The 1,435-nt window shown below is 31.3% G+C and carries 2 protein-coding genes; both read left to right on the forward strand.

The genetic code is table 11. The features are described from left to right. The first annotated feature begins 274 nt into the window (after positions 1–274). Entirely contained in the window at positions 275–844 is a 570-nt protein-coding gene (locus LX95_RS14495; protein WP_111542171.1) for a hypothetical protein, read from the forward strand. Positions 845–854: 10 nt separating this feature from the next. After that, positions 855–1,334, forward strand: a complete 480-nt coding sequence (locus LX95_RS14500) for a hypothetical protein (RefSeq protein ID WP_111542172.1) — start codon at positions 855–857, stop codon at positions 1,332–1,334. The last annotated feature ends 101 nt before the right edge of the window (positions 1,335–1,435 follow it).

Genomic DNA, 1,435 nt, shown 5'->3' on the forward strand with positions numbered 1-1,435 from the left:
ATAACCTTAATCCTCTCTTTGTTCTTTCTTTTTTATAGATCTTAATTTAATGTTTTTATTGAAATGCTAACTTAAGACGTATATAAAAAATAGCTACGTCATTTCTTAATCGTAAATTTGGTATATTTGGTAAGTCGCCAAATCTTTTGATTTGGCTTTTGAAAAGTAAAGTTAAAAACAAAATACAAAAGTTTTGGCTTGTTCTAAACCGAAAAAATTGCACTTGTTTTTACGCTACTTTCCATATACAAACTCGTTGTAGCACATTAGAGAAATGAACGTTTTAGAAGAAAATTTAGCGGATTATAAAACTGACTTTCCAAAGAGTTGGTCTTTTCTCTGGTCGCCTGAAGAAGCTGAAAAGATTTCTGAAGAACATAAAGACCAAATTCATTTTCTGAATAAAAAGGGAACTGAAATTGTAAAAGAATATCTGAATTCTTCTAAAATGTTGGGTTACTCAACTGGAACTGATTGGAGTCCATTTACGAAAGGATATTTCAAAACGGAAAGTAAGTTTCAAGTCTACGAAAACTGTGATTCTGAAATTAAAAAATGGTTATACAATCTCGGAATTCCGTTTGACAAATATGTATTTGTGGATTCTGATAATTCTGGACAAGCTATTATGATGACTTGGAAAATGGTAATCAAATATTGGGATGGAATGTTTTTCGCCACAGATTTGGTAATTTTTGACGGAAGTCTGAATTGGGCACTATTTTACTATCACGAAAGTCAACTCTTTTTTGGAAAAGACAACGTATTTGACAAAGAAGCGGAATTTGAAAAAAACCTTGAACAGAATAAACTAATGAACGAAATAAAAAACCGATTAAAATAACGTGAAAAGAATGAGCACCTACATAATAATCGGAATTATAGTATTAATTGTAATAGTAGTGGCTTTGAGCAGTTGGAATTCAAAACGGAATTCAAATACACTTGAAGTTGCGGAAAATAAGACTGAACTACGTAATTCTGAAACTCGACAAGAAAAGCGAGATTTAAAACTTACTGTCTCTTATAATTACGGAGAAACAACAAAAACTATATCTGAAAAAGCAACAGCGGAAATAATTAAAAGCACAATGACATCAACGAATTGGAATGAATTTCACATTGTGCAATTGGAAGATGAAAATGGAGATGAATATAAAGCTTTACACGTAAGCGGAAGTTTAAACGATGACGGATTAGCTTCTGGATTTGTGACAGACGACGACCATATTTTATTGGTAAAACAAATAAAAACGGTTGACCAAATGACTGAAATACTACTTGCCTTTTTGAAAGGAGAAGATGTTTGGCGGAATAAATATGAATATAAATAACGTGCTACAACAACGTGTCCTATGAAAAGCACTAGTCCAGTTCTTCAAATATAATATTTTATTTTTTAATCAATTCATAATGATGATGTTGTGGTGTTGAA

The organism is Mesonia algae (assembly GCF_003253545.1).
Classification (GTDB): domain Bacteria; phylum Bacteroidota; class Bacteroidia; order Flavobacteriales; family Flavobacteriaceae; genus Mesonia; species Mesonia algae.